The sequence below is a fragment of the Cupriavidus sp. GA3-3 genome, assembly GCF_000389805.1.
Classification (GTDB): Bacteria; Pseudomonadota; Gammaproteobacteria; order Burkholderiales; family Burkholderiaceae; genus Cupriavidus; species Cupriavidus necator_D.
Genome location: NZ_KB944479.1, coordinates 45,094 through 70,782, shown reverse-complemented (window position 1 = coordinate 70,782; position 25,689 = coordinate 45,094). Strand labels below are relative to the sequence as shown.

Annotated in this window: 25 protein-coding genes; 11 read left to right on the top strand and 14 right to left on the bottom strand. The window is 66.3% G+C overall.

Annotation, left to right across the window (positions count from 1 at the left end):
• Nucleotides 1-8 precede the first annotated feature (8 nt).
• Nucleotides 9-707, top strand: a complete 699-nt coding sequence (locus C265_RS15855) for a GntR family transcriptional regulator (protein ID WP_010811824.1) — start codon at nt 9-11, stop codon at nt 705-707.
• A gap of 25 nt (nt 708-732) precedes the next feature.
• Nucleotides 733-1,092 (top strand): RidA family protein, encoded by a 360-nt coding sequence (locus tag C265_RS15850; RefSeq protein ID WP_010811823.1) that lies wholly within the window; start codon nt 733-735, stop codon nt 1,090-1,092.
• Between the two features lie 80 nt (nt 1,093-1,172).
• Here C265_RS15850 and C265_RS15845 read toward each other — a convergent pair whose 3' ends face one another.
• The gene (locus C265_RS15845) at nt 1,173-2,081 is read right to left on the bottom strand and encodes a LysR substrate-binding domain-containing protein (protein ID WP_010811822.1); all 909 of its coding nucleotides are present in this window, start codon (nt 2,079-2,081) and stop codon (nt 1,173-1,175) included.
• Nucleotides 2,082-2,268: 187 nt separating this feature from the next.
• On the opposite strand from C265_RS15845, the gene C265_RS15840 reads away from it, so the two are divergent.
• The 9 genes from C265_RS15840 to C265_RS15800 all read left to right on the top strand — a co-directional run bounded on the left by C265_RS15840 (nt 2,269) and on the right by C265_RS15800 (nt 10,588).
• Nucleotides 2,269-3,303 carry an ABC transporter substrate-binding protein gene (locus C265_RS15840; RefSeq protein WP_010811821.1) on the top strand — a complete coding sequence of 345 codons (1,035 nt, stop codon included), beginning with the start codon at nt 2,269-2,271 and terminating at the stop codon, nt 3,301-3,303.
• Between the two features lie 54 nt (nt 3,304-3,357).
• Nucleotides 3,358-4,425, top strand: a complete 1,068-nt coding sequence (locus C265_RS15835; protein WP_010811820.1) for an ABC transporter ATP-binding protein — start codon at nt 3,358-3,360, stop codon at nt 4,423-4,425.
• Between the two features lie 118 nt (nt 4,426-4,543).
• Nucleotides 4,544-5,341 carry an ABC transporter permease gene (locus C265_RS15830; protein ID WP_234788257.1) on the top strand — a complete coding sequence of 266 codons (798 nt, stop codon included), beginning with the start codon at nt 4,544-4,546 and terminating at the stop codon, nt 5,339-5,341.
• A 12-nt stretch (nt 5,342-5,353) separates the two neighbouring features.
• Complete coding sequence (locus C265_RS15825; RefSeq protein ID WP_010811818.1) at nt 5,354-6,148, top strand: ABC transporter permease; 795 nt, start codon at nt 5,354-5,356, stop codon at nt 6,146-6,148.
• Nucleotides 6,149-6,161: 13 nt separating this feature from the next.
• A complete protein-coding gene (locus C265_RS15820; protein WP_010811817.1) occupies nt 6,162-7,298 on the top strand; it encodes an FAD-binding oxidoreductase in 1,137 nt (378 codons plus the stop codon).
• Nucleotides 7,288-7,668: a (2Fe-2S)-binding protein gene (locus C265_RS15815; RefSeq protein WP_063048021.1), complete on the top strand. Its 381-nt coding sequence runs from the start codon at nt 7,288-7,290 to the stop codon at nt 7,666-7,668. Before C265_RS15820 ends, C265_RS15815 begins: the two co-directional genes overlap by 11 nt.
• Nucleotides 7,661-9,040, top strand: coding sequence for an NAD(P)/FAD-dependent oxidoreductase (locus C265_RS15810; RefSeq protein WP_010811815.1), 1,380 nt, complete (start codon nt 7,661-7,663; stop codon nt 9,038-9,040). The genes C265_RS15815 and C265_RS15810 overlap by 8 nt, the downstream gene beginning before the upstream one ends.
• A complete protein-coding gene (locus C265_RS15805; protein ID WP_010811814.1) occupies nt 9,030-10,238 on the top strand; it encodes an FAD-binding oxidoreductase in 1,209 nt (402 codons plus the stop codon). Before C265_RS15810 ends, C265_RS15805 begins: the two co-directional genes overlap by 11 nt.
• Nucleotides 10,235-10,588 (top strand): RidA family protein, encoded by a 354-nt coding sequence (locus tag C265_RS15800; RefSeq protein ID WP_010811813.1) that lies wholly within the window; start codon nt 10,235-10,237, stop codon nt 10,586-10,588. The genes C265_RS15805 and C265_RS15800 overlap by 4 nt, the downstream gene beginning before the upstream one ends.
• Before the next feature lie 145 nt (nt 10,589-10,733).
• Here the strand turns inward: C265_RS15800 and C265_RS15795 are convergent, their stop codons facing one another.
• The 13 genes from C265_RS15795 to C265_RS15735 all read right to left on the bottom strand — a co-directional run bounded on the left by C265_RS15795 (nt 10,734) and on the right by C265_RS15735 (nt 25,547).
• Entirely contained in the window at nt 10,734-11,423 is a 690-nt protein-coding gene (locus C265_RS15795; RefSeq protein ID WP_037024413.1) for a TetR/AcrR family transcriptional regulator, read from the bottom strand.
• A 70-nt stretch (nt 11,424-11,493) separates the two neighbouring features.
• A complete protein-coding gene (locus C265_RS15790; RefSeq protein WP_010811811.1) occupies nt 11,494-12,306 on the bottom strand; it encodes an enoyl-CoA hydratase in 813 nt (270 codons plus the stop codon).
• Nucleotides 12,307-12,318: 12 nt separating this feature from the next.
• Nucleotides 12,319-13,770, bottom strand: coding sequence for an aldehyde dehydrogenase family protein (locus C265_RS15785; protein ID WP_010811810.1), 1,452 nt, complete (start codon nt 13,768-13,770; stop codon nt 12,319-12,321).
• Nucleotides 13,771-13,830: 60 nt separating this feature from the next.
• A complete protein-coding gene (locus C265_RS15780; RefSeq protein ID WP_010811809.1) occupies nt 13,831-14,847 on the bottom strand; it encodes an ABC transporter ATP-binding protein in 1,017 nt (338 codons plus the stop codon).
• A complete protein-coding gene (locus tag C265_RS15775) occupies nt 14,831-15,847 on the bottom strand; it encodes an ABC transporter ATP-binding protein (protein ID WP_010811808.1) in 1,017 nt (338 codons plus the stop codon). Before C265_RS15775 ends, C265_RS15780 begins: the two co-directional genes overlap by 17 nt.
• Nucleotides 15,844-17,406 (bottom strand): ABC transporter substrate-binding protein, encoded by a 1,563-nt coding sequence (locus C265_RS15770; RefSeq protein ID WP_010811807.1) that lies wholly within the window; start codon nt 17,404-17,406, stop codon nt 15,844-15,846. Before C265_RS15770 ends, C265_RS15775 begins: the two co-directional genes overlap by 4 nt.
• A gap of 52 nt (nt 17,407-17,458) precedes the next feature.
• Complete coding sequence (locus tag C265_RS15765) at nt 17,459-18,349, bottom strand: ABC transporter permease (RefSeq protein WP_052181628.1); 891 nt, start codon at nt 18,347-18,349, stop codon at nt 17,459-17,461.
• A complete protein-coding gene (locus C265_RS15760) occupies nt 18,346-19,263 on the bottom strand; it encodes an ABC transporter permease (protein ID WP_010811805.1) in 918 nt (305 codons plus the stop codon). The genes C265_RS15765 and C265_RS15760 overlap by 4 nt, the downstream gene beginning before the upstream one ends.
• Before the next feature lie 4 nt (nt 19,264-19,267).
• On the bottom strand, nt 19,268-20,095 hold the full coding sequence (locus tag C265_RS15755) for an enoyl-CoA hydratase/isomerase family protein (protein ID WP_081645129.1): 828 nt from the start codon (nt 20,093-20,095) through the stop codon (nt 19,268-19,270).
• Nucleotides 20,092-22,242 carry an acetate--CoA ligase family protein gene (locus tag C265_RS15750; protein ID WP_037024410.1) on the bottom strand — a complete coding sequence of 717 codons (2,151 nt, stop codon included), beginning with the start codon at nt 22,240-22,242 and terminating at the stop codon, nt 20,092-20,094. Before C265_RS15750 ends, C265_RS15755 begins: the two co-directional genes overlap by 4 nt.
• Before the next feature lie 7 nt (nt 22,243-22,249).
• Nucleotides 22,250-23,056, bottom strand: a complete 807-nt coding sequence (locus C265_RS15745) for an enoyl-CoA hydratase/isomerase family protein (protein ID WP_010811802.1) — start codon at nt 23,054-23,056, stop codon at nt 22,250-22,252.
• A 498-nt stretch (nt 23,057-23,554) separates the two neighbouring features.
• Nucleotides 23,555-24,337, bottom strand: a complete 783-nt coding sequence (locus C265_RS15740; protein ID WP_010811801.1) for a glycine betaine ABC transporter substrate-binding protein — start codon at nt 24,335-24,337, stop codon at nt 23,555-23,557.
• 307 nt (nt 24,338-24,644) lie between these two features.
• A complete protein-coding gene (locus C265_RS15735) occupies nt 24,645-25,547 on the bottom strand; it encodes a LysR family transcriptional regulator (protein WP_010811800.1) in 903 nt (300 codons plus the stop codon).
• Nucleotides 25,548-25,689: the final 142 nt, after the last annotated feature.

The following is a 25,689-nucleotide window of genomic DNA, read 5'->3' as shown; positions in this document are numbered from 1 at the left end:
GAGCAGCAATGAATGCCATCGACCCTGCTTTGCTGGCTGAGACCGGAGATAACCGTCCGCTGCAGCGCCAGATTTTTGACGACATCAAGCGACGCGTCATCACTTGCGACTTGCTGCCGGGAGTCGAGGTCACGGAAAAGGCCCTGGCGGAAGCGTACGGCGTGACGAAAGCCCCGATCCGCAGCGCCCTCACACGCCTGACGGAGGCCGGCTGGCTGGTAAGTTCTCCACGCAAGGGGCACGTCGTGTCACCCCTGCTGTTGCGTGACGTGATTGAGATCTTCGATGCGCGTGAGCTCATCGAACCTGAAACGGCGCGCCTGGCTGCCGGCCAGATATCGAAAGCCACGCTGGAGCAGCTTAACGCGGCCTGCACGAAGGAATACGACCTTGACGACACGGACGCCAAGCGGGCGTTCCTGCTGGCCAATGCCGCGTTCCACGTAGGCATTGCCAGGGCCTGCGGCAATAGTCGCCTCGCCTTGATCCTGGAACAACTTCATGACCAAAGTCTGCGGGTGCTTTATCTGAGTATCAGTGCAAGCGACCGCTCGGCTTCGTGGCGACACGGGCACGAAGGCATGATTGACGTCCTGGTTTCCGGCGACGGCGACCTTGCGGCCAGCCGGACCCTCGCTGGCATCAAGCGCAGCCGTGAATCTGTCATGGACATTGTCAAACAGCGCAACGGCAAAATTTTTGTTTAAACCCTCCCAAACCCCAACACAGAAAATGAGCAACACCATCTCGCGCATCAACACCGGCGTTCGCCTGTCCGACGTCTCCATTCATAACGGCACGGTGTACCTCGCCGGCCAGGTACCCCGGAAGACCCTGGATCAAGGGATTGAAGCGCAAACCGCAGAGGTCCTGGCTACGATCGACAATCTGCTTGCCGAAGCCGGTTCGAGCAAGGAGCGAATCCTGTCCTGCCAGATTTTCCTTACCGACATCGCGGACATTGCAGGCATGAACAGCGTTTGGGACGAGTGGGTCGCCAAGGGCCAATGTCCCAGCCGGGCCACGGTCCAGGCACAGCTGGCAAATCCCGCCTGGCGCATTGAAATCGTCATCACCGCCGCTCAGGCCTGACCCAGGCCAGCCCGGCATCAGCAGCGCGACGTCCCGGCCGGGACGTCGCGCTGCCGCGCCAATCCACCATTAGCCCACCGCTAAGCCACCACAAAGCGGGGATCCAGCCTGGCCAACGCGAAGGCGCGCGTGTGGGTGACGAACGCCTTGAGCAATATCGACGGCGAACGCTGGGCCGAAAACAGCACGGAAAAGTCAGTGGTCAGCAACGGTTCGAACATCCGGAAGCAGACGCCAGTGCCCTTGTATTCGAGCGCGGTGATCGGGTCGATCAGGGCCACGCCCAGCCCCTCCTCCACGAACGCGCAAATGCTCCAGGACACCTGCGTCTCCACCTGCACCTTGCACTCGATGCCGTAGGAAGCGAACAGCGCATCGATCTGCAGCCGGGAGTCCAGCACGCGCGGATGGGAGACAAAGCGCTCCCCCGCGAGATCCTCGGGCCGGATCACCTCCTTGCCGGCAAGCCGGTGTCCCGCCGGGATGGCGCAGACCATCCGGGTCGAAAGCAGGCGCTCGCCGTGCGTGCTGGGGTGGTTCATCGACAGGATCGCAAAGCCCACGTCGCAGCGCTGCTCCGACACCATATTGACCACCGTGCGTGACGAATGCGGCAGCATGGTGATGTGGGTCTGGGGGTGATCCTGCATGAACGCGGCGATCGCCCGCGGCAGAAAGGACAGCGCCAGCGCCGGTGCGGCGGCAATCTGCAGCGACCCGCGCTGCATGTCGCGGATCTCCAGGGCCGTCTGCGCAATCCGGTCGATCCCCACCAGCGAGCGCTGCACCTCCTCGAACAGCGCCTGCGCCTCGGCGGTGGGATGGAGCCGGCCGCGCAACCGCTCGAACAGGGCAAACCCTACCGCCTCTTCCAGATCCGCGATCAGGCGCGTGGTGGCTGGCTGCGAGATGTGCAGCATCTCGGCGGCGCGCGTGACGGTCTGGCAGAGCATCACGGCCCGGAAGGCTTCGAGCTGGCGGATTTTCATGCGGCAAGTCTATAACATGCCATTATGGATGTGCCAAAAAAAAGAATTTTTCACGGCCGCTCCATCCTCCTAATCTATCCCAACGCCGCATAGTTCCTGAGCATAGTCGTTATGGTGCAGGGATAACCCTAATGCATGGATGTGGTGATCGACTTGCATTTTATTGGTGCATACCACGGAGGAAAGCATGAAGCAGCAAGTTCTGGCCGCGGCAGTGGTCGCGTTATGCAGTGCGTCAGCGGCGATGGCCCAGCAGCCGACCCTCTACGTCGGTTCGTACGGCGGCTCCACCGAAAAGGCGTTCAAGGAAAAGATCATTCCCGCCTTCGAGGCCAGGCATAAGGTCAAGGTGGTCTACGTGGCCGGCAACTCCACCGACACACTGGCCAAGCTGCAGGCACAGAAAGCCAAGCAGGAACTCGACGTGGTGCTGCTGGATGACGGCCCGATGTACCAGGCCGTGCAGTTCGGCTTCTGCGACACCATCAAGGACGCGCCGATCTACAAGGACCTCTACCCGATCGCGAAAATCGGCGGCAACAAGGCCACCGGCATCGGCGTGGTGGCAACCGGCCTGGTCTACAACACCGAAGCGTTCAGGAAGACGGGCCTGCCGAAGCCCGATTCCTGGGAAGCTCTGACCGACAAGAAATTCCGCCAGAAGGTCGCCATCCCGCCGATCAGCAACACCTATGGGCTGCAGACGCTGATGGTGTTCGCCAAGCTGCGCAAGGGCAGCGACCAGAACATCGACCCCGGTTTCAGCGCGCTGGCCAGGGAGGTCGGCCCCAATGTGCTGGCGTGGGAGCCGTCGCCGGGCAAGATGACCGAGCTGTTCCAGAACGGCGATGTCACGCTGGCCGTGTGGGGCAGCGGGCGCGCGCAAAGCCTGAAGGACACCGGCTTTCCGGTGGAATTCGTCTATCCGAAGGAAGGCGCCCCGGCGCTGCTGACCGCCGCGTGCCCGGTGGTGCAGAGCGATGTGCCCGAAGCCTCCCAGGCCTTCGTGCAATACCTGCTCACGCCGGAAGTCCAGGCCATCCTGGCGGACAGCCAGGGCTGGGGGCCGGTCAATGGCAAGGCCAAACTCGAGCCGAAGGTGGCCGCCAAGGTGCCGTATGGCCAGGCGCAGGTCGACAAGCTGCTGCCCACCAACTGGACCCTGGTCAACGAAAAGCGCGCCGAGTGGACCAACCGCTGGAACCGGACGGTGGAACGCTAGTCCGGCCATCCTCCCGCCCCTCGACACCGTCAACATGACCGCCCCTGCATAACCATGAGCTTCCTTACACTGAGCGGCCTCGCGAAATCCTTTGGCAGCTTTCATGCCGTCGAAGACCTGAGCCTCGAAGTCCGGCGCGGCGAATTCCTGTCGCTGCTGGGCCCGTCCGGCTGCGGCAAGACCACCACGCTGCAGATGATTGCCGGCTTTGTCGACCCAACGCGCGGGCGCATCGTGCTCGACGGGCGCGATATCACCGCGCTGCGCCCGGAAAAGCGCGGCATGGGCGTGGTGTTCCAGAGCTACGCGCTGTTTCCGCACATGACCGTGGCCGGCAATATCGGCTTCGGGCTGGAAATGCGCGGCGTGGCGGCGGCGGAGCGCGCCTGCAGGATCGACGAGGCGCTCCAGCTGGTGCGCCTGGGCGGCCTCGGCAAGCGCTTTCCGAAAGAGCTATCGGGCGGCCAGCGCCAGCGCGTGGCCATTGCCCGGGCGCTGGCGATCCGTCCCGAGGTGCTGCTGCTCGACGAGCCGATGTCGAACCTCGACGCCAAGCTGCGCGAGGACATGCACATCGAGCTGCGCGCGATCCAGCGCCACCTCGGCATCACCACCATCCTGGTCACGCACGACCAGGTCGAGGCGATGACGATGAGCGACCGCATCGCGGTGATGCATGGCGGGCGCATCGTCCAGCTTGCCACGCCGTTCGAGGCCTATGAGCGCCCGCAGTCGGCGTTCGCGTCGGGATTCCTGGGCAAGACCAACAGTATCCCGGGCGTGGTCGAACAGACCAATCCGCGTTGCTGCGAAGTGCGCCTGGGCGAAACGCTTGCGCACGTGCCGCATGAAGGCCGCCAGGTCGGGCGCGACGTGCACGTCTACGTCCGCCCCGAGAAGATCCGGCTCGGCCGGGCCGGCGACGGCGGCATTCCCGGCACGGTGCAGGCACGCCTGTTCCTCGGCAACCACTGGATGCTCGAGGTCGACAGCGCGCTGGGCCGGCTGCGCGTCAGCCAGCCCAACCTTGGCGAGGCGCCACCCGCGGAAGGCGCCGCGGTCAGCGTGCTCTGGCAAGACCAGGACCTACGCGTGCTGGCATCGGAGTCGAAGCATGGCTGATACCGCAAGCCCCAACCTGGCCGGCGCGCCCGTGTCGGCGCCACGCCCGGCCGGCCAGCCGTTCGCCGGCGCCGCACCGTGGCTGCTGTGCGGCCCCGCCCTGCTGCTGTTCTGCGCGATGCTGCTGGTCCCGCTGGCACTCACGGCGCTGCTGTCGTTCCACGCGTTCGACGGCACGCGCGGCGTGCTGCCGGAGATGACGGCTGCCAACTACCTGGAAATCCTCGGCGACAGCTATTACCACGAGATCTTCCTGCGCACGGCGGGCATGGCGCTGGCGGTGACGGTGCTGTCCATCGTGTTCGGCGTGCCCGAGACCATCATCCTGTCGCGCATGCGCAGCCCGTGGCGCGGGCTGTTCCTGATCGTCATCCTGGGTCCGCTGCTGATCTCGGTGGTGGTGCGCACGCTGGGCTGGGCCATCCTGATGGGCAACAACGGGCTGATCAATGAGGCACTGCAATGGCTGGGCATTGTCGACGCGCCGCTGAAGCTCGTCTTCACGCAGACCGGCGTCATTGTCGCGCTGACCCACGTGATGATGCCGTTCATGGTGATTTCGGTGTGGGCGTCGCTGCAGAAACTCGACCCGCAGGTGGAACAGGCCGGCCAGGCATTCGGTGCCTCGCCGTTCACGGTGTTCCGCCGCGTGGTCCTGCCGCAGATCCTGCCCGGCATCCTGTCGGGCAGCATCATCGTCTTCGCGCTGTCGGCATCGGCCTTTGCCACCCCGGCCATCCTCGGCGGCCGCCGGCTCAAGGTGGTGGCCACCGCCGCCTACGACGAATTCCTGAACACGCTGAACTGGCCGCTGGGCGCATCGATCGCGGTGCTGCTGCTGGTGGCCAACGTGATCGTCATCGTCGGCTGCAACCGGCTGGTGGAGCGCCGCTTCCGCCAAGTCTTCGACGCATAAGGAGCCGACGCCATGCGCAAGAATGGTCCGCTTTCCCTGCTGTTCCACGCCCTGTTCATCGTCTTCATGGTGGCGCCGCTGCTGATGGTGGTGGCCGTGTCCTTCACCGGCAAGGGCTATATCTCCATGCCCACCGACGGCTTCTCGCTGCGCTGGTTCCGCGCCATTGCCGATGCGCACGAGATCGTCGACGCCTTCTGGCTGTCGCTGACGCTCGGCCTGTCCAGCGCCACCATCGCGGTGGCGCTGGCGGTGCCCGCCGCGCTGGCGCTGGTCCGCCATCGCTTTCCCGGCCGTGGCGCGCTGATGGCCTTCTTCCTGTCGCCGCTGATGATCCCGCATGTGGTGCTGGGCGTGGCCTTCCTGCGCTTCTTTACCACGCTGGGCGCGACCGGCTCGTTCTTCTGGCTGGCGCTCACGCACGTGGTGGTGGTCATGCCCTATGCGCTGCGGCTGGTGCTGGCTGCGGCCACGGGCCTGGACCGCGATGCCGAGCGCGCGGCGCTCTCGCTCGGCGCCAGCCGCTTCACGGCATTTCGCCGCGTGGTGCTGCCGCTGATCCTGCCCGGCGTGGTTGGCGGCTGGATGCTCGCCTTTATCCAGAGCTTCGACGAGCTGACCATGACCGTATTCGTGGCCACGCCCGGCACCACCACGCTGCCAGTGGCGATGTACAACCAGATCGCGCAGACTATCGATCCGCTGGTCGCTTCGGTATCCACGGTGCTGATCGTCGGCACGCTCGTGCTGATGGTGCTGCTGGACCGTATCGTCGGCCTCGACCGCGTGCTGATCGGCAAGAACTGAACCCCCGACTGACATGACTACATCCGATCTCATCGTGATTGGCGGCGGCCTGGTTGGCACTGCCATCGCCTACGGCGCGGCCAGGCAAGGCGCGCGTGTCACCGTGCTCGACGAGGGCGACGATGCCCTGCGCGCCTCGCGCGGCAATTTCGGCCTGGTATGGGTCCAGGGCAAGGGCTTCGGCATGGCGCCCTACGCGCGCTGGACGCTGGGCTCGGCGCGCCTGTGGCCGCAGCTGCGCGATGCGCTGCGCGACGAAACCGGCATCGACGTCTGCCTCAGGCAGCCCGGCGGCTTCCACCTGTGTTTTTCCGAGCAGGAGATCGAAGAGCGCCGGCAACGCCTTCAGGGCATCCAGGACGCTCTGGACGGCGACTATCCGTTCGAGATGCTCGACCACCGCGAGGTGGCGCAGCGGCTACCCGGCGTCGGGCCGGCCGTGGCCGGTGCCAGCTATACGCCGATGGACGGGCACACCAATCCGCTCAAGCTGCTGCGCGCGCTGCATGCCGCCTGCCAGGCGCGCGGCGTCCGCATCGTCGGCCGGCATGGCGCGCAATCGATCACGCCCGAGGCGGGCGGCTTCACCGTCCATGCGGGCGAAGGTGGCAAGGCGCGCTTTGCCGCACCACGCGTCGTGCTGGCCGCCGGCCTCGGCAACCGCGAGCTTGCGGCGCAGGTTGGCCTGCATGCGCCGGTGGCGCCGAACCGCGGCCAGGTCCTGATCGGCGAACGCGCCACGCCCTTCCTCGATTTCCCGACCACCTACGTGCGCCAGACCGACGAAGGCACGATCCAGCTGGGCGACTCGATGGAAGACGTCGGCTTCGACGACGGCACCACCGCCGACGTGCTCGCCCAGATTGCCCGGCGCGGCGTGCGCAGTTTCCCCGCGCTGGCCGGCCTCAAGCTGGTGCGGGCCTGGGGTGCGCTGCGCGTGATGAGCCCGGACGGCTTCCCGATCTACCAGGAGAGCCAGGCCTGTCCGGGCGCCTTTGTCACCACGTGCCATAGCGGCGTCACGCTGGCCGCCTCGCATGCGCTGCGGGTCGCACCCTGGGTGGCGGGCGGCGAGCGCCCGCACGGTATCGACGTGTTCGCCGGCGACCGCTTCCTGAACTCCAACCAGACCTTCCACCATGCCCACTGATCGCTTGTTCAAACGGATGGCCGCCCCCGGCGGCAATGCCGGCAGCAGCGCCGGCGCCGATACGGTCGCCATCGAATTCAACGGCGCGCCGCTGCGGGTGCCGGCCCGGTGCAGCGTTGCCGCGGCGCTGCTGGCCAGCGGCGTGACCCGCTTCCGCAATTCGCCGGTCAGCGGCGAGCCGCGCGCACCGTACTGCATGATGGGCGTCTGCTTCGAATGCCTGATGGAAATCGACGGGCAACCGAGCCGGCAAAGCTGCCTGGTGACCGTCAGCGAAGGCATGCGCGTGCGCACCCAGGATGGCGCGCGCACCCTGCCGTTGCCGCCCGCCGTGCCCGCTGCCCGTGCCCCGGAGGTGGAACATGGCTGACCTCGAGGTGGACATCGCCATCGTCGGCGCCGGCCCGGCCGGCATGGCTGCCGCGGTGGCCGCCGCCGCTACCGGCGCGCGCGTGGCCCTGCTCGATGAGCAGGAAGCCTGTGGCGGCCAGATCTATCGCAGCATCCAGAGCGCCCCGCCGGAGCGACTGCGTATCCTGGGCCCCGACTACGCGGCCGGCCGCGCGCTGGCAGACCGATTTGCCGCCAGCAGCGCGCAGCACATCACCGGCGCAGCGGTGTGGCAGGTCACGCGCGAGCACACGGTGCATTACCTGCGCAACGGCAGCGTGGCCAGCCTGCAGGCCCGGCAGGTGATCCTGTGCACTGGCGCCATGGAACGCCCCTTCCCGATCCCGGGCTGGACACTGCCCGGTGTGCTGACTGCCGGCGCCGCGCAGATCCTGCTCAAGAGCGCCGACGTGGTGCCTGCCGAACCGGTGGTGCTGGCCGGCTGCGGCCCGCTGCTGTACCTGCTGGGCTGGCAATATGTGCGGGCCGGGGTGCCGATCCGCGCCATCGTCGACACCACCGATGGCGCCGACTACAAGCGCGCGCTGGCCCACCTGGGCGGCGCGCTGGCCGGCTGGCGCTACCTGAAAAAGGGCCTGGCGCTGATGCGCGCCCTGAAGCGCGGCGGCGTGCCGTTCTACAAAGGGGCGTCGGCCTTGTCGATCGAGGGCGACGACGCGGTGCGGGCCCTCCACTTCACCAGCCGCGGGCAGGCCCACCGCCTTGCCACCAATGCGGTGCTGCTGCACCAGGGCGTGGTGCCCAACACCCAGTTCAGCTGGGCGCTGCGCGCGGCGCACCGCTGGGACGACACGCAGCTGTGCTGGCAGCCGGTGGTGGACGAATGGGGCACGCTCGACGTGCCCGGCATCTTCGTGGCGGGCGATGGCCGCGGCATTGGCGGCGCCGTGGCCGCCGCGCTGCAGGGCGAGCTGGCCGGCCTGGCGGCCTCCCACAACGTGGGCAAGCTCGGCGCCCCACAACGGGACCGCCTGGCCGTGCCGCTGCGCGCCGCGCTGCGCTCGCACCTGGGCATCCGGCCATTCCTCGACGCGCTGTACCGCCCCAAGCCGGCCAACCGAGTGCCGGCCGACGATGTGGTCGTATGCCGCTGCGAGGAAGTGACCGCCGGCGATATCCGCGGCTTCGTCGCGCTGGGCTGCAGCGGCCCCAACCAGGCCAAGTCTTTCGGGCGCTGCGGCATGGGGCCTTGCCAGGGGCGCCAATGCGGGCTGACGGTGACCGAGGTCATCGCCGACGCGCGTGGCGTGCCGCCGCAGGAGGTCGGCTACTACCGCATCCGGCCGCCGATCAAGCCGGTCACGCTCGGAGAACTGGCCAGTGAAGCCTGATCGCGGTGCCGATGCCGACGTGATCGTCATCGGCGGCGGCTTGCATGGCACCTCGAGCGCGCTCCATCTCGTGCGCAAGGGGCTGCGCGTCACGCTGCTCGAAGCCGAGTATTGCGGCCGGCACGCGTCCGGCGTCAATGCCGGCGGCGTGCGCACCCTGGGCCGCCACCTCGCCGAGATTCCGCTGGCGCTGGCCTCGCGCGAGCTCTGGCATCGCCTTGGCGAACTCACCGGCGACGACGCCGGCTTCGTCCCCAGCGGCCAGCTGAAGGTGGCGGAAACCGATGCCGAGCTCGACACGCTGCGCCAGCGCGTGACCCGGCTCGAAGCCCTCGGCTTTACGCACGAAAGGCTTGTCGACGGACACGCGGTGCGGGAGCTGGTCCCGTCCATCGCGCCGCATGTCACCGGCGCCATCTGGGCGTGCCGCGACGGGCACGCGTTGCCCTATCGTGCCGTCATGGCGTTCCGCCGGGCCGCGCAAGCGGCAGGCGTGGTGGTGCACGAAGCCACGCCGGCGGGACGCCTGGAACAGGCCGGCGGCCGCTGGCATGTGCATACGCCGCGGGGCGTGTTCCGCGCCGAACGCCTTGTCAACACGGCGGGCGCCTGGGCCGGGGAATTCGCGGCACAGCTCGGCGAACCCGTGCCGCTCGAGGCCGGCGGACTGATGCTGATGATCACGCACCGCGTGGCCCCGTTCGTGAAGCCTGTGCTCGGCGCCACCGGGCGTGCGCTCTCGTTCAAGCAGTTCGACAACGGCACCGTGCTGATCGGCGGCGGCTTGCGCTGCCCTGCCGATGCGCAGGCACGTCATGGCGAAGTCGACATGCTCAGGCTCGGCACCAGCGCGCGGACGGTGACGGCGCTGTTCCCGCACCTTGGCCCGCTTGGCATCAACCGCGCATGGGCCGGCGTCGAGGCCTTCATGCCCGACCAGATTCCGGTCATCGGCCCCAGCCAGTCCGCTCCAGGCGTGGTGCATGCCTTTGGCTTCTCCGCGCACGGCTTCGAACTCGGCCCCATCGTCGGCCAGATCGTCGCCGAACTCATCACCGAGCAACGCTCCACCCTGCCGATCGATGCCTTTGCCATCGGCCGCTTCGGCAAGCCCCGCAGTGCCCTGGCCGGCGCACTACGGGAGCAGGTTCCAGCCGGCCGCTCCACCCTTCATTCTTCTTCGAGGTCATACGGATGAGCAATATCCAGCGCTTCCAGTCCACCAAACGTCTTTCCCGTCTCGTCGTGCACAGCGGCGTGGTCTACGTGGCCGGTGTCACGGCCAGCGACATCTCCGGGGATATCGGCGCCCAGACGCGCGATGTCCTGGAAAAGATCGAGGGCTACCTCGCCACCGTCGGCAGCGACAAGACCAGGCTGCTGTCCGCGCAGATCTGGCTCAAGGATATCGACAAGGACTTTGCCGGCATGAACGCCGCCTGGGAAGCCTGGATTCCCGAGGACGCCGTGCCGACGCGCGCAACCTGCGAGGCCAAGCTCGCACGTCCCGAATTGCTGGTGGAAATCATCGTGACGGCCGCGGTCTGACGCTGGGCGCTGCCATCAAACGCGCATGAAGTCCGGCCGATTTGAACTGCACGCCAACAGCCGGTGTCCGGCTGTTGGCGTGCAGTTCACGGGCGCTGGCGGACCAGCGGCTCGTTACCGGAGCCGCAGCCGGAGCCGGTTCCGCTCACGCCTTCTGCTCATAGCGCTGCATCACCTCGTACCAGATTTCACTCACTTTCATTGCGACCTCGTCGGCCGTCGGAAACGCTTCGGCGAGGAGCACGTCATTGGCCACGAAACGCTCGCGCAGGACTTCGATCGTCATCGTGATCAGCATGCGGATCGTGCCGGCATATTCGATGCGCTCGGCGCCAATGAATTCGCGGCCACGCCGACGCCCCGATACATGCACGATCTTCATCGCCCACTGCGCGTTACGTTGTTCGCGCACCTTGCGCAAGGCGCTGTTGCGATGAATGGCCGCGAACAGGTTCGCGTTCGCCGCGTAGGCGCGCGCGTACCACATATTGGCTTCGACAATGGCATCGAAGGTCGACAGTTCGCGCGAGCTGCTGACGCGGCTGCCCTCGATGTACTCGAAGAACAGGTCGAGCACTTCGAAGATGCAGTCGTCGATGTCCTTGAAGTGGTTGTAGAAGGTGCTGCGCGCCAGCCCGGATTGCGAGAGGACGACTTCTACCGTGGGATTCTCCGCGGGATTATCCTGGAGGCAACGCGCCGCGATCGTCATGAATACATAGCGGGTACGCTCGCGCTTCGACAACGACCGATCCAGGGACTTGCGCCCCAGCATCTCTTCGAATCTCAGTGACGATGGTACGTCGCCCGCCCCGGCAAGCGAGTCTGCCGTCATCGACTTCCCCTCTCTCACATGTCAAGTCAGCGATTCTAACAAAGGCGGTCCTATGCCCCGCCCGCTTGGCCTATTGGCCGGTAAACGCCGGTGCACGACGTTCAACAAAATGCGCGACACCTTCACGGAAGTCATCGCTTCCGAGGCTTTTCACCATCTCGTCGTTGGCCAGGCGCACCGCTTCGGCCAGGGCCTGGAAAGGGGCCTCCCAGAGCTGCCGCTTCATCACGCGTAGCGAGCGCGGCGACACGTCGCGACCGAGCCGCATCGCGAAGGCATGTGCGCTGGCGCGGAAATCAGTGGCATCCGACAACTGGTGCACCAGCCCCATACGCAACGCCTCGTCCGCTTCCACCCTGCGCGACGTCATCAGCAGATCGGTCGCATGCGCGGCGCCGACGATCCTCGGCAGGATCCACGCCACGCCATGCTCGGCGACCAGCCCCCGCTTTGCGAATGCCGTCGTGAATACCGCCGAACGCGATGCGAGCCGAAAGTCGCTGTAAAGCGCGAGCACAAGCCCCAGGCCAGCGGCCGCACCGTTGACGGCGCTGATGATGGGCTTGCTGCAGGCGGGAAAGTAGGAATAGCGCGTCTGGTAGTCCGCCCGCCGGTTCATGTCGAACGTCCGCATGTGGCGCCGCGAGCGGATATCCTCGGGCGGCAAGCCTTCCAGCTGGGAAATGTCCATGCCGGCACAAAATGCCCGGCCCGCGCCAGTGACAAGGATGGTCCGCACCTCCGGGTCGGCATCGGCGTCGGCAATCGCCTGGTACAACTCCGCCTCCAGCCTGAACGTCAGCGCATTGAGCTGGTCCGGCCGATTGAGCTCGATCGTGGCAACGGCGTCCTGTACGACGTAGTTCAACTCTGTGTAGTCCATGTCGTGGCTTCCTCAGCTTGCGCCGACCAGGTTCCCGATGTGGTCGGCAGGTAATTGATATGAAACGGTATCGACAAACTCATGCAGGCCGTGCAGGCCGTTTTCCCGCCCGATGCCCGAGTCGCCGAAGCCGCCGAACGGTGCGTCGGGATTGAACGGCGCGCCGTTCACGTCGATCTGTCCCGCGCGCAACCGGCGTGCTACCGACCATGCGGCGTCGGGCATTGGCCCCCATACGCTGGCGGCGAGCCCGTAACGCGTGCCGTTGGCGATCTCCACGGCCTCGTCAACGTTGTCGTAGGCCAGCAGCACCAGCACCGGCCCAAACACTTCTTGCTGTGCGACCGGCATCGACGGATCCACATTGCCCAGCACTGTCGGCGCGAAGAAATAGCCGTGCGACGGCACCGGCAGCGCGTCGGGCCCACCTGCGACGACCGTCGCGCCATCCGCCAGTGCAGCGTCGACGAGGGACCGCACCCGCGCCAACTGGGACATCGAAGCCAGCGGGCCAAGCCGCGTCGCAGGATCCGAAGGGTCGCCCATGACGTAGGTCCTGACCTGTTCGCGCAGCATGGCAACGACTTCCGCGTAGCGTTCACGTGGCACGAGGAGCCGGCTCAGCGCCGAGCAGGTCTGACCGGAATTGAGCAGGCAATTAGCTAACGTGGCCTTGACTGCCGTTGCCAGGTCCGCATCCGGCAGGATCAGTGCGGCAGACTTTCCACCCAATTCCAAAGCGACGCGCTTGAGCTGTGCCCCCGCATCGGCGGCAATCCTGCGCCCCACCGAGGTAGAGCCGGTGAACGAGACCATGTCGATATCCGGGTGCCCGGCGAGCGCCGCGCCCACATTTTCACCGCGACCGTTGACAAGATTGAAAACCCCTGCCGGCAGCCCCGCCGACGCTACCGCATCGGCCAAAATGAGCCCGCTCGCGGGCGCCACTTCCGAAGGCTTGACGACCACGGTGCAGCCCGCGGCGAGCGCGCAAGCCACCTTGGCCGTGAGCTGATGCAGCGGATAGTTCCACGGTGTGATGCACGCCACCACGCCAGCCGGCAGCCGTTCTACGATCGAATGACCGATTCGCTCTGGCCGTGCCAGCGTCTCAGCCAGTTCCGCCTGGCGCCGCCACGCCCGGATGGGTACGTCGACCTGGATGCGCCGGCTCAGCTTGCCGGGCATGCCAACTTCGCGCGTGATGGCTTGCGCGAGTTCATCGGCGCGTTCGGCCAGCGCTTCGGCGATGCGCACAAGCGCGTTCGCTCGTACTTCGACCGGCGTCTGCGCCCAGGAACGCCCCGCGCTGCGCGCGCTCGCTACCGCAACATCGACGTCAGCACGCGAGCTGGCGCGCAACCTCGCATACACCGCTTCCGTATAGCTGTCGACGAGATCGATTTCCTCCGATCCCCCCGATTCAAACCACGCTCCAGCGGCGTAGGTATGGCAATGCTTCATCTCATGATCCCCGATGGCGCCCGCTAGGGGCCGTGCGAAATGGTTCAGGCAAAAAAGGGCTCAGGCGAAATGACACGCGACCCGCTGCGGCGCTCCCGAGCGCTGGATCAATGCGGGCACCGAACGCGCGCACTCGTCGCTCGCCATCCAGCAGCGCGTGCGGAAGCGGCAACCGGACGGCGGATCGGTCGGGCTCGGCAGATCGCCGGTCAGCACGCGCGGCTTGCGGGCGCGCTCGGCGTGAGGATCGGGAACGTTCGCGCTGTCGACCAGCGCCTGCGTATAGGGGTGACGCGGCGACTGCAGGACGTCGGCGGCGACGCCTGACTCGACGATGCGGCCCATGTACATCACCACGATGTCGTGCGAAACGTTTGCGACCACCGCCAGGTCGTGGGACACGAACACATACGACACCTTGAGTTCGTCCTGCAGTTCACGCAACAGGTTGACGACCTGCGCCTGGACGGATACATCAAGCGCCGACACCGGCTCGTCGCAGACCACCACGCGCGCGGGCCGCACCAGGGCGCGCGCGATGCCCACCCGCTGCAGCTGCCCGCCCGACAGCGAGTATGGGTAGCGCGACGCATGGCCGGCGTTCAGCCCGACGCGTTCGAGCATCGCGGCCGCGCGTGCGGTGCGCTCGCTTTTCGGCAGGTGCGCCTCGTGGATGTCGAGCGGCTCGCGCACGATCTCGCCAATGGTCAGCCGCGGGTTGAGCGCCGTATAGGGCGACTGGAACACCATCTGCACATCGCGCATGACCTCGCGCCAGCGCTCGCCTCGCAGAGTGGTGATGTCGATGCCGTCCACGTACAGGCTGCCCTCGGACGGCGGCAGGATACCGACCAGCATGCGCGACAGCGTCGACTTGCCGCAGCCCGATTCGCCAACGATGCCAAGCGTCCTCCCTGGCGCGAGCGACAGCGTCACGTCGTCGACCGCATCGAGCGTGAGCGGCTTTGCCGGCCACGGCTGCGGGATGCGGAAGCGCCGTCCGAGGCCGCTTGTGCACAGCACCGGCGTGTCGTCGTTGGAAGGCTTCACCTTCGGGAAATCATGCACGTTCTGCATATGGAACCTCGCCCGGTGGGATTCGGCACTGCGACGTTCGCCCGCCGGCAAACCGGATCGGCTGTGGCAGCTCGCTGGCGCAGGCGGCCACGGCCATCGGGCAGCGGGGATGGAAGGGGCAGCCCGGCGGCATTGCCTGCGGCGCCGGCGGCGCGCCGGAAATCGCGCGCAGCGCCAAGCCAGGCTGGTCGAGCCGCGGAATCGCCTTGAGCAGCGCACGCGTGTAGGGATGAGCAGGCGCGTCGAACACTTCGACCACGGGACCGGTCTCGACCGCCCGTCCCGCGTACATCACCAGCATCCGGTCCGCCATGCGCGCGACCACGCCCATGTCGTGCGTCACGATGAGGACGGCCATGCCGAGTTCGCGCTTCAGGCGCATCAGCAACTGCAGGATCTGCGCCTTGATGGTCGCGTCCAGCGCGGTGGTCGGCTCGTCGGCGATCAGGATGTCGGGCTCGAGCGCCAGCGCCATCGCGATCAGCGCGCGCTGGCGCATGCCGCCCGAGAACTCATGCGGATAGTGATGCACGCGCTCGTCGGGCGAAGGGATGCCGGTCAGCTTCAGCAACTCGACCGCACGCCGCATCGCCGCGCCGTACCCAAGGCCGCGATGCACCATCAGCGTCTCGGCGATCTGGAAGCCGACTGTCGTGCACGGATTGAGCGCAGCGAGGGCATCCTGGCTGATCAGTGCCATCCGTTCGCCGCACAGGCGCCGGCGCGCGGCCGGCGCAAGATTATGGATGGGCTGCCCGCAAAGCGAGATGCGCCCGCTGGTGTGCGTGGTGCCAGGCAAGAGGCCCATCACCGCCTGCGCCATCGTCGACTTGCCGGAGCCCGATTCACCGATGACCGCGAACACCTCGCCGCGCGCGACCGTGAAGGACAGGTCGCGCACCACCCGCACGTCGTCCGTGCGGGTGCGGAACGACACGTCCAGGTCGGCAACCTCGAGCACCGGCGCATCGGACGGTTCACGTAGCGTGGACACGGTCATTTCGCCGAAACCTTGACCGTGGCCAGGTCGAAATTGTCACCGAAGCGGGCATCCCACTGCAGCCGCTTCGAGAAGCCGTAGATCGATGCGGCCTGCCACACCGCAGCGACGTAGTAGCGGTCGTTCACGAGCTTCTGCGCGGCCTTCCAGTCCTCGGTACGCTTCGCATCGTCCATCTGGCTCCCCGCCTGCGCGGCCAGCCGGTCAAACTCGGGATCGTTGGTCACGCTGAGTGGCGAGACCGAATTGAGGAACGAGTTGATCTTGCTCGCATCGCCTTCGCCGAAGTCCCAGCCGATGATGTAGAAGGGGCCGCCGCTCTTCGTCTGCATCAGGCTGATCAGACGCCCCCACTCCATTACCTGGGGCTGGATCTTGAACCCGGTCGAGTTGAGCTGCGCGTTGATCGCCTGATAGATATCGCGGTCATTCACATAGCGCCCGTCTGACGTATAGGTCTTCAGCTCAATGGGTTTGCCCCCGAGCACCGCCTTCGCCGCCTTGCGGTCAGTCTGGTATGGCTTGATCGACTTGTCATACTGCACGACAGTCGGCGCCATCGGCACCGCCAGGACGCGGCCGTATTTGCCCAGCAGGTGCGTGACGATGTTGTTGATGTCCAGCGATTCGGCAAAGGCCTTGCGCACCTTGATGTCGTTGAACGGTGGCTTGCGCGAGTCGAGCAGCAGGGTGTGCACCAGGCCGTCCATACTGGTGATGACCTTGGTGTTCTGCGCCTTCTCGATGCGATCGACATCGGCAATCGGCACGCGCTGGATGATATCCACCTCGCCCTGCAGCAGCGCGTTCACACGCGTTCCGTTTTCGGGAATGAACGTGTAGCGTCCGCTGGTCGCATCCGGCTTCTGGCCCCAGTAGCCGGGGTTGCGCTCGAGCGTCAGCGAGGTGCCCCTGCGCCATTCGGCCAGCTTGTACGGGCCGGAGCCCATTGGCTTGTCATTGACTTCCTGCTGGCTGTGTGATTCGAAATAGTGCTTCGGTACGATGAACACGCGGCCACTGCCGCCGATCGGCTGCATGCGACGCGGCAACAGCGGATCCGGCGTCTTGGTCCGGATCTGCACCGTGGCCGGATCGACGATGATCACCTCGGCAACCGACGCGAGCTGCGGCGCGTGCAGTGAGTTCGTCGCCGGATTGAGGATGCGGTCGATCGAATACTTGACGTCATCCGCGGTCAGCGGCTTGCCATCCTGGAACCTGACGTCGCTGCGCAGCTTGAATTCCCACAACGTCGGCTCCTTGAGCGCGTAGGACGTTGCCAGGTTGGGCAGCAGCTTGCCGGTCTTGGGATCCAGCACCAGCAGCGTGTCGTAGATCTGGCTGATGATCGCCAGGTCGGGACCATTGGCGGTGCGTGCCGGATCGAGTTGGTCGATACCGCCCGACAGCGCGATGCGCACGTCCGTGCCTGCCGCGTACGCAGGTGGCGTGGTGGCCAGGCCGGCCGATATGGCCAGCGCCAGCCCAAGCGTACGGCAGGCGCGCAGCGCTGCCCTGCGCATGGCTGTCGTTTCGACAAAGTCTCCCGTTTTCATGACCTTCTCCTTGGAGGTGAACAGCTTGGTTGGCGGAGCGGACCCGGCGTCTTCAGCGCCGGTTGACTTTCGGATCGGATATGTCGCGCACCTGCTCGCCAAGCACGTTGATCGACAGTACGAGCAGGAAAATGCAGGAGCCCGGGAACACGGTGAGCCACCAGGCGGTCTCCATATAGTCACGGCCTTCGCTCAGCATGCGCCCCCAGGTCGGCGAATCGGTCGGTACGCCAAGGCCGACGAAGCTCAGCCCGCTCTCCATGACGATGGCGGTGCCGAAGGCGAAGGTCGCGAGCACCAGCACGTTGGGCAGCACGTTGGGCAGGATGTGCCGGAACAGCACGCGCCAGATGCTGCCGCGCATGACCAGCACCGCTTCGACGTATTCGAGCTGCCGGATCTGGTTGGTGTCCGAGTAGGTGACGCGGGCGAAGCGCACCCAGGTGCCGAGCCCGATCACCGCGATCACCAGCGGCACGCTCGGGCTCAGGATGCCGACGATCGTGATGGCCAGCAGGAAGAACGGAAACGACAGCTGGATGTTCGACAGGTACAGCAGCAGCACCGCGAAGCGCCCGCCGCGGTAGCCGGCCAGGATGCCCGCGCCAATCCCGGCCACGGCCGCCAGCGAGACCGCGCAAACCGACACGAACAGCGCGGGCCACGCACCCATCACCAGCAACGACAGCACGTCGCGGCCGAGCGCGTCGGTGCCGAACCAATAGCGCCCTTCGGCGCCGATCGTGCCAGGCGGCAGCAGCCGGCTGCCGAGATCCTGGAAGGTGGGGTCGAACGGCGTCAGCGCATCTCCCGCAATTGCCGCGACCAGCGTGAGGGCAATGAAGGCTGCGCACAGCAGCATGGCGACCGGCTGGTGCGCGAGGCGCCGGCTCAGCCGTCGCCATGCCGGCGCAGGCAAAGCGGATGTGGTGGTGGATATCATGCTTGCCTCAATCTCGGATTGACGATGCGGATGACGATCTCGACGAGCACGGTAAGCACCGCGAAGATCACCGCCACGTAGGCCACGACGCCCTGGGTGATAGGGAAGTCCCGGCGCTGTATCGATTCGATCGCGAGCCGGCCGATGCCCGGCCAGGAGAACACCGTCTCGGTCAGCACGGCCCCGCCGAACAGCGAGCCGATCTCGAGCGCGATCAGCGCCAGCACGGGCACGATGCCGTTGCGCATCACCGTGCGGAAGATCACGCGGCGCTCAGGCATTCCCTTCGCCCTGGCCGCATTGACGTAGCTCGATGGCAAGACTTCGAGCATCGACGAACGGGTGAGCCGCGTGACACTGGGAAACACATACAGCGCGAGCGTGAGCGACGGCAACACAAGGTGCCGCCATCCGCCGATGCCGTAAGTCGGCAGCCAGCCCAGCCCGACCGCGAAGACCTGGATCATCAGCAGGCCCATCCAGAACGACGGCACCGACGCGCCCAGCACGCTGATCACCTGGACCGAGCGATCGAGCAGGCCGCCGCGCCGCGTGGCGGCCAGCACACCAAGTGGAATGGCGAAGACCAGTGCGATGGCCAGCGCGCTCGACGCAAGCAGCGCCGTGTTGGGCAGGCGGCGCATGATGATCGCCGTCACGGTGTCACCATCGAAGTAGGAGTTGCCGAACTCGCCCCTGGCCGCGCCTTGCATGTAGTTCATGTACTGGCGTGGCAGCGGCTGGTCCAGCCCGAGCTGCTTCTGCATGGCGAGGCGCTGTTCGGCGGTCGCGTCCTGCGGCAGGATCTGCGCGGTCGGATCGCCGCTCATGCGCACCATGAAGAATGTCAGCGTGACCGCCGTGATGACGACCGCGAGCCCCAGTCCGATCTGCTTGCTGATCAGGTTCAGCATGGCGTCAGCTCCCGGCGGCTGTCTTGCCGTCGGCGTAATACTGCGTGCGCCACTGGATGCCGGCGCTGGGCCCCTGCTCTTTCACGCGGCGCGCGAACTCGCCGCGCGCCTCGTCGTCCATGAACGACAGGTACGCCGCCGTCTCCACCCAGCTGTCGATATGCGCAGCCATGCCTTGCGTCTCGTAGGCGCGGTTGATGCCGACCTTGTTGATCGTCACCGCGGCAGGCGGCAGCCGCAACAGCTTCTGCGTCAGCGATGCCACCGCGGCGTCCAGCCCGTCGTCCGGCACTACCGTGCTGACGATGCCCATGCGCAGCGCTTCTGGCGCGGTGAACTGCCGGCCGGTCAGCAGGATGTCCTTGGCGATCTTGTGGTTGACCAGCCAGGGCACCATCATGAATGCCGGCCCTTCGCCGAAAAGGATCTCGGGCTCGCCCAGCGTGCAGCTTTCGGTGGCGATCGTGAAGTCGCACGGCAGCACCAGTTCGAACGCGCCCCCCATGCAGTAGCCGTGGATCGCCGCGATCACCGGCTTCTTGCAGCGCCACACCGCCCAACGCGCGCGGTTCGCGATTTCGTGCAGCGAGTGCAGCCGGTCTTCGTGCGAGCGCTCTCCCATCTGGAGCGACAGGTCGAAGCCCGCCGAGAAGGCGCGGCCATTGCCGCGCAACACCACCGCGCGGCAGGCGGGATCCGCGCTCGCTTCGCTGACGCGGTCACCCACAAACGCGTAGATTTCCGGCGTGAGCGCGTTGAGTTTTTCCGGACGGTTGAACGTGATGGTCAGCACGTTGTCCCGCATTTCGGTAAGCGGCATCGGGATAGTCACGTCGGCTCCTTTTCGGTGATGGTGATGGCGGCGTCAACGGGAACCAGTTCCCGGCCGACTACCATCACGGGGTTGCATTCGACGCTGTCGATGACGGGATCGGATCCCAGGGCGGCGTCAAGCTGATTGAGCAGGTCGGCAAGCGCATCGGCGGGCACGGCGGGCTCGCCACGGAACTCGCCCCAGGCACGCGCACTGGTGAGGCGTGCCAGTGCGCGCGACACGCGTTCTGGCGTGGCTGGCAGCAGCACCACGGCAACGTCGTTGAACGCTTCGGTCAGCACGCCGCCAAGACCAATCAGGCCAAGCGACGCCAGTGACACGTCGCGCCGCACGCCAACGATCAGCTCGCGGCGGCGGCCCAGGTCGCGCGTGACGGTAAAGCCGTCGAGCGCGGCGGCACCGAGCGCCTGCGACACGCTGTGGGAAATCGCGCGCGCCGCGTCGCGCACCGCGCCGGCATCGCCCAGGCCGGTGCGTACGCCACCAATGTCGCTCTTGTGCGCGACGCCAGGCAGGATCGCCTTGACGACGACCGGATATCCGATCCGTTCCGCCTGCGCTACGGCCGCCTCGGGCGACTCCGCCGTGAGCACCTCGGGCAGCTTCACGTCGTGGCGCGCCAGCAGGCGGTACGCGGCGACTTCGGACGAGTAGTCCTGCGACGGCACCGCGGACGTGGCGGCCGCTGCCGGCAGCGGTGCCACCTGGCGCTGCGGCAGCGCTTCACCGGCGCGTGCCAGATAGCGGCCGCGCCGCCGCAACGCCGCGAGCGCGACGCCGACCGATTCGATCGATTCCAGGCACGGCACCCCGGATTGGCGCATCGCAGTGAACGACGGATGCGCGCGGTCAGCGTAAGGCGTGTAGAAGACCAGCGGCTTGCCGAGCTTCGTCTGCAAGGCGCCGAGCAACGGCGCGGCGCTGGCGTAGTCGTGCGGGCTTTCCTTGCCGAGCACGCCGCCCTTCCACAGCCCGTAAAGCCCGTAATTGACGGCGGCATCGAACGACGGGCAGGCGCGCATCACCAGTTCGGTCAGCGACGAGAACAGGCTCGGATCGTTGATGTAGGCGCCGGTCATGTCGACCGGATTCCGCTTTGGCGCCCACGACGGCAACAGGCCGGACAGTGTCTCGACCACCGCTGCCGGGAATTCGGGCACGCGCAGGCCCACGGACTCCACCTCGTCGGTGCAGACGGTCGAGTGGCCACCGCCCGAGCCGACAATTGCGACATCGTCCCCCATCATCGGCGGGCAGCGCATCAGCGCCTCGGCCGCTGGCAGCAGATGCTCCAGCTGGCTCACCTCGACCATGCCCGCCTCGTCGAAGAGCGCCTGGTAAACCCGTTCGGATGACGACAGCGACGCGGTGTGCGATTGCGCCGCGCGCCGTCCCGCCGAGGTGCGCCCGCCCTTGAGCACGACGATCGGCTTCTTGCGGGAAACCCGCGCGCAGGCTTCGAAGAACGCATCACCGCTGCCGGGCCGCAGGCCTTCCAGGTAGACCGCGACCACGCGCGTGTCGTCGTCCTGGCCAAGGTAGTCGATGTACTCGTGCATCGGGATGTCGGCCTGGTTGCCGAAGCCAACGAAGCAGGAGAACCCGAGATCGTGCTTGCGTGCCTGGTCCCACAGCGTGACCGCGACATTGCCGCTTTGCGACACCAGCGCAACCGGGCCGGCCGGCAGCGGCGTGATCTCGGTCAGGTTCAGCCCGACATGCAGGTTGGCCAATCCCATGCAGTTCGGCCCGACGATGCGCATGCCATGCGCGTTGCAGGCACGCACCATCTCATCTTGCAGCCGCTCGCCTTCCTCGCCCATCTCGGCGAAGCCCGCGGTGAACACCACCGCGAATGCAGCGCCGCGCGCGGCAACCGCCTCAAGCACCGCCGGCGTCTGCGCGGGGCCCAGCAGATTGAAGGCGACATCGATATCGCCCGGTAGATCGTCCGGCTCGGTGTGGATCGTCAGGCCGTCAAGCTCGCCGGCCTGCCTGCCGAGCAGCGAGATCCGCCCGGCGAAGCCGGCGTCAAGCAACGAGCGCAGGAACTTGTAGCCGGCCTTGTCGGTGTCCCGGGATACGCCCAGCAACGCGACGTGACGTGGCCGGAAGAGGCGCTGCAGAGGATGCGTGGTAGTCATGTTCGGATCAGGCTCCAGGATGTTCGGCGGACAACGGGTTGGCCAAGGCAGGCTGGTCCGCGAAGCGCGGCGCCCGCTTCTCGAGGAACGCGGCAATCCCTTCGCGGGCGTCGTCGCCTTGATGCAGGATGTGGGCGGTCTCGGCCTCGTAGCGCTCGGCGCGCACGCTGCCCTCGCGCAGGCCGAGGTTGAACCCCGACTTCACCGCCTGCACGACCGCCGGCGAGCGCGATGCGATCACTTCGGCGAGCGCGATGGCTTCGGCAAGCGCCCCGCCATTTGGCACCAGCCGTGACACCAGGTCGCAGCTCGCGGCGTCATAGGCGCTCATCGGGGTCGCGGTCAGCATCATTTCGAGCGCTCGCGTCGGCGCAATCAACTGCGGCAACCGGTACAGCTGGCCGCCCTCGGGCAGGATGCCGAGGCGTGCGCCCGGCGAGCCGAACACCGCGTTATTGCTGGCGATGCGCAGGTCGCAAGACAGCGCGAGCATGAAACCCGCCGCCCAGCAGTGGCCATTGATCGCCGCGAGCACCGGCTTCTTCATGGTCAACGGCCGCACGAACGGCGCCTCGCCGACAGTGCTGCGGGCATGCGCACCTGAAGCAAGTTCCTTCAGGTCGTGCCCGCTCGAAAATGCAAGGTCGCCGGCGCCAGTGACGACCACGACGCGAATGCGCGGATCCGCCTCTGCCTCGTCGAATGCGGCGAGCAACGCTACTGACATGGCCTCGTCGAACGCGTTGCGGATGCGTTCATTGCAGATAGTCAGGATGCGGATCGCATTGCGCGTTTCCGCCCGGATTTCACCCATGGCTGTGTGCTCCGTTGAAATTGAACTGCGTGTTCGTTTTTATACTTCGTGTGTTTTTATGGATTCTATGTACACAAATATGGGCCTTCCATCAGCGTTAACCCGGCCAGGCCGCTAATGGTTCAGAGAGGCAAATCGGGCTGTTGTCGGGCCAGGCTGGCTTGGTCGGCGCAGCGGTGGCAAGCGGAAGGTTGCGTCGAGCCGGAGGGAGGTCTGCTCGATCCAGTCACGGCTGGAGCGCAAAGAGAGGCCGATGGAACGGCCCCTGAGTGGGTTGAGTGGTATGGCGGCCCCGACGGCCTGGGGCAGGAATGCGCGAGGGATCTGCCAAATCAGGATGCCACCGAACTACATGTCGCTGCGCCTGGCAGCGACATGCATTCAGGGATCCTGGCGCATTTAGTAAGGGTAGTGAACAGGGAAATAGCCAGGGCGCATTGCGCTAGCGCGCCGTCCATCCCCTGCGAAACGAAAGAAAGCCGGGCACAAGCCGCACGTTCACGAGGCAAACCATGCGCGCACGATTTCCGGATTTGCCTTCATCCAGTCGCGCGCGACAGCCGCCGGCGGCTTCCGGTCGACGACGATCTGCCGTTCAAGGTCCGTCACGACTGGAATCCCCAGCTGGATCCGCGACACCACGGTACGCGTGCGCGCGGGCCACGATTCCCAGACGGCCTTACGCACCACCACCACCGCGCGGTCCGTGCCAAAGAATCCCGCGGGCTCGTCGAGCACGCGCACCGGGTACAGCGCGTTGAGGTACTGCGGCTGCCACAACGGCATCACCATCCATTTGCCGGACGCGGAAGCGTTTGCCAGCCGCTTCGCCCATTCGTCGGGCTTGCCCAGCTTCAACTGGTAGCCGGCGGATTCGAGGCCGTAGCGCTGCATGATTTCTGCGGATCCGACCATCAGGCCCGATCCCGGGCCCACGCCGACGATTTCCTTGTCCATGCGGGCGATGACATCGGGCTTCTTCAGGTCATCCACCGAACGCACCACCGATGCCGGCACATGGGCCGGTACTGCCCAATACAGGCGGGCCCCCTCGTAAAGCGTGGCCGCCTCAACCAGCTGGCTGGCAAGTGGTGCCTGCAGCTTGCCATGCGCATGCGGCAGCCAGGAGGCGACAAGCATATCGACCTCCCCCTTGCCAAGGCGATCGTATATGGCCGGATGATTGCCTTCCGTCACCTTGACGCCATGGCCAAGGTCCTCGAGCACGGCCTGTATCACGGCGCCGGTCGCCACGTAGAAGGTCCGGTTGATCTGGCCCATCGTGATGGGCGCGGCGGACTGCGCATGGACCGGGCCAAAGCCGCAACAAAGGGCCAGTGCGACACCAAGAGATTTCCAGAGGCGTTTGAGCATTCGATTCTTCCTTTCACAAGCCGTTGGAGGCCGAGCGGGTTGGCCTCTTGCACGCGCGGCACTCGCGGCGTGTCGCTGGACCGCAGCCTGAACAGTAAGAGAGCCAGGCCGATCCCGGTAATGAAAAGACTGGATTGACCGATAACGGTTGCGACAACCGCACCGGCCCCTGCGTCAGTGCCCAGGCGATCACCCCCACCGTTAAGCCACCTCGTTAAGCCACCCCGGAAACCCGCCTAATTTCCTCCGCAACGATCGCGATCAACGCCTCGGCCGCCGTGCTCAGCGGCCGTTGCGGATGGCTCACGCAAACCAGATGCCGCACGATGCGCGGCGCAATGATGGTATGCATCCGCAGCCGTCCCTCTTCCACGGCGCGCAGCACCACGATGCGCGGCAGCACAGTGGCAAAGCGCGTCGCTTGCACGAACTGGACGATGGTGCCGAGGATGTCGATCTCGAACTTCGGCGCAAGGGTGACGTCCTGCGCCTGCGTCGCCGTGTCCAGCACCACGCGCAGGCCATGCCGCTTGGTCGGCAGCACCAGTTCCAGTCCTGGCAGCTTCGCCATCTCTACCGATTCCGGCAGTTCGGGGCCGTGTTCGACGCTGGTCACCAGCACCATTTCCTCGTCGTGCAGCGGTTGCACATGCAGCGCCGGCCGGCCGCGCTGGCGATGCACCACGGCCGCGTCAAGCTGGCCGGCGGAAACGAGATCGATCAGCGCGGCACTGAAGCCGTCCGCCACGGATACCTCTACGTTCGGATAGCGCGCATTGAAGCGGGCCAGGGATCCCACCAGCACGCTCTCCGTCTCGGAGGCCACCATGCCAAGCGTGATGCGGCCGGCCATCTGCTCCTCGCGCTGCATCATCTGCTGCCGCGCGCCGGCGATGTCGCGCACGATGGGCAGGAACAGGCGGTACATCATGCGACCCGCAGCAGTCGGCACCATGCCGTGCGGGATGCGGTCGAACAGCTTCTGTCCGAACTCCTCTTCCAGCCGCGCGATCTGCATGCTGAGCGCCGGCTGCACGATATTCAGGCGCTTGGCCGCGCGCGTGACGGAGCCGTCCTCGAACAGCGCGATGAAGTACTGGATTTGCTTAAGGTCCATGGGTTGGTATCAATGGCATTGTCGTTCCGGCATCAATTTTAGTGATGAAGCAAGGGCGGCTCGCGATGGCGAAAACTTGGGCATTTAACCAGCTTACTGCGCATCCGCTTGCCTCCGGGAAGACCCTTATCCATCATCAACA